This window comes from Klebsiella sp. A-Nf5 (assembly GCF_002810545.1).
GTDB lineage: Bacteria > Pseudomonadota > Gammaproteobacteria > Enterobacterales > Enterobacteriaceae > Klebsiella > Klebsiella variicola.
Genome location: NZ_PIOG01000163.1, coordinates 1 through 2673, shown reverse-complemented (window position 1 = coordinate 2673; position 2673 = coordinate 1). Strand labels below are relative to the sequence as shown.

The 2673-nt window shown below is 56.5% G+C and carries 4 protein-coding genes; 1 reads left to right on the top strand and 3 read right to left on the bottom strand.

The genetic code is table 11. The annotated features are described in order from the left end of the window. The 3 genes from CWM53_RS32005 to CWM53_RS31175 all read right to left on the bottom strand — a co-directional run. Window positions 1-123, bottom strand: a 123-nt coding sequence (locus CWM53_RS32005) for an Arm DNA-binding domain-containing protein (RefSeq protein WP_227521716.1), incomplete at its 3' end; no start/stop codon positions are given. 283 nt (window positions 124-406) lie between these two features. Next, complete coding sequence (locus CWM53_RS17345) at window positions 407-2023, bottom strand: peptide ABC transporter substrate-binding protein (protein ID WP_100750819.1); 1617 nt, start codon at window positions 2021-2023, stop codon at window positions 407-409. Beyond that, window positions 2020-2136 (bottom strand): hypothetical protein, encoded by a 117-nt coding sequence (locus CWM53_RS31175; protein ID WP_012542015.1) that lies wholly within the window; start codon window positions 2134-2136, stop codon window positions 2020-2022. The genes CWM53_RS17345 and CWM53_RS31175 overlap by 4 nt, the downstream gene beginning before the upstream one ends. A gap of 72 nt (window positions 2137-2208) precedes the next feature. Between CWM53_RS31175 and mpaA the strand changes: the two genes are divergently transcribed. Further along, a partial coding sequence (mpaA, locus tag CWM53_RS17340) for a murein tripeptide amidase MpaA (RefSeq protein WP_100750818.1) occupies window positions 2209-2673 on the top strand: 465 nt, incomplete at its 3' end.

Below are 2673 nucleotides of genomic sequence, written 5' to 3'. Positions count from 1 at the left end.
CCCTCCCACGCCAAAACGTCCAAGAGTCAGGGTCTCACGCCGATTATTGATGCGGTAGTCATAGCGAAATGAAACAGAACCAGCGGGAGAGAACAAAACATACAGGCTATCACGGTCAGAAATTTTATAACTTTTATCATTTTATTTCAGACACTTAAGCTCGACATCAGTCAGTATGACGGTATCCTCCGGTGTTTACGATACCGTCGATAAAACACCTGGCTGACGGTATTATACGCAATTTACCGCAACCGCTTTTTGTTGAATACGTCAAAAATACCGTCAGAAAAGTGATGCTTTCTGCTGTGGCGGGAGATGGTCAGAAAGAGAGACTGGCGCTTTAAGCCGCGCCAGCTCTGGGTTTATCCGTGGTTACCTTGCGTTATTAACAGGAGGCCAGTACCGGTTAGTGCTTCACGATATACATGGTACGACTGTAGGCCACATCTTCCGGGTTGGTGATCGGGTAGCCTTTCAGCCACGGCTTAATCAGCCGGCCGTTAGTGTACTGGTAGATCGGCGCAATCGGCGCTTTGACCATAATGATCTTCTCCGCCGCGTTGTAATCGTCGTTACGCGCTTTGGCCGAATTCTCCACCGCCGCCTGGGCGAGGATTTTGTCGTACGCCGGATCGTTAAAGCGGGAGATATTTCCGCTGTGGGTGGAGGTCAGTAGCGACAGGAAGGTGGACGGCTCGTTGTAATCCCCCACCCACGAGGCGCGGATCACGTCGAAATTGCCGGTGTTACGGCTGTCGATATAGGTTTTCCACTCCTGGTTCTGCAGTTTCACCTCCACGCCGAGGTTTTTCTTCCACATCGACGCCACCGCGATGGCAATCTTCTGATGGTTCTCAGAGGTGTTATACAGCAGCGTCAGCTTCAGCGGACGATTCGGGCCGTAGCCGGCGGCAGCCAGCAGGGCTTTCGCCTGGGCGTTAAGCTCGGCCTGACTCATGCTCTCAAACTGTGACGGCTGGGGGGTGAAGCCCGCCGTCACGTCCGGCGTGAAGCGCCAGGCCGGTTTTTCCCCGGTTCCCAGCACTTTCTCCGCCATCACCCGGCGATCGATGGTCATACTCAGCGCCAGTCGCACCCGCTCGTCCGCCGTCGGCCCCTTTTGGGTATTAAAGGCGTAATAGTAAGTGCCCAGCTGCGGCGGGGTATAAACCTGCCCCGGAATATCCTTCAGCAGCTTCTGATACATATTTTTCGGGAAAGATTCGGTGATATCGATATCGCCGGCGAGATAGCGCTTGGTGGCGGCAGACTCCTGGTTGATCGGCACAAAGGTGACCTGCTTGATCACCGTTTTGGCGTTATCCCAGTAGTGCGTGTTCGGCACCAGCACCAGCTTTTCATTCACGACGCGGTCTTTCAGAACATAGGCGCCGTTGCCCACCAGGCTGCCAGGCCGCGTCCAGTTCGCGCCGCTGTCGACATTCGCCTTTTGTACCGGGTAGAAGGCAAAGCTGGCGGTCAGGTTGCTGAACCACGGCAGTGGTTTATCCAGCTGTACCCGCAGGGTGTGGGCATCGACGGCGGTGACCCCCAGGGTCTCCGGCGCGGCTTTGCCGTCGATGATGTTCTGCGCGTTAGCGATCCCCGCCAGCGCCGCGAACCAGGCGAACGGCGAAGTGGTTTTCGGATCCACCAGACGCTGCCAGCTATAAACGAAATCCTCGGCGGTAACCGGCGTGCCGTCGGACCAGCGCGCGTCATCGCGCAGGGTAAAGGTCCAGACGCGGTTATCGTTGCTCTGCCAGCGGGTCGCCACGCCAGGAACCAGGTTGCCTTTCGCATCCTGATTGACTAAACCTTCAAACAGATCGCGGATCACCTGGATTTCCGGCAGGCCCACCGCTTTGGCGGGATCTAACGAGGCGGGTTCATCTTTGATATGGCGTACTAACAGCTGTTTTTCAGCCAGTACCGTACCCGGCGGTACGTCCGCCGCCCAGGCTAAAGAAGATACGCTGGCTAACCACAGCGCGCCGCATGTCAAAGCGACAGGATACTTCATAAGATCCCCTTTAAAATGAAAAAAATACCGCCAACAGAGCGATAATTATTTGTTTCATCACCTGAAATTGCAAACGACATATGATAGAAAATTGATGTGTCGTCGGATTTCACGCCTCAGGGAATGGGTTTGATCACGACACGCTTTTCGCCAACACTGAATAATAACGACACACAGGAAGCCCTATGTCTATTTCACGTCCTCGTCCGCAGCGCGGCGACTTTCCGCCGGGAACCCGGCAGTACGGCAGCTCGGAACTGGGCGCGCCGTTGCTGTGGTTTCCTGCACCGCAGGCCGACAGTCGCAGTGGCCTGATTATTGCCGGCACCCACGGTGATGAAAATTCGTCGATTGTGACCCTCTCCTGCGCCCTGCGCACCCTGAAACCCGAGCTGCGCCGTCACCACGTGGTGCTAACGGTCAATCCTGACGGCTGTCAGCTCGGGCTGCGTGCCAATGCCCGCGGGGTTGACCTCAACCGTAACTTTCCAGCCGCTAACTGGCGACAAGGGGAAACGGTTTATCGCTGGAACAGCGCGGCAGAGGAGCGCGACGTGGTGCTGTTGACCGGCGAGCAGCCGGGTTCGGAGCGGGAGACCCAGGCCCTGTGTCAGTTGATCCATCAGATCCATCCGGCGTGGGTGGTCTCC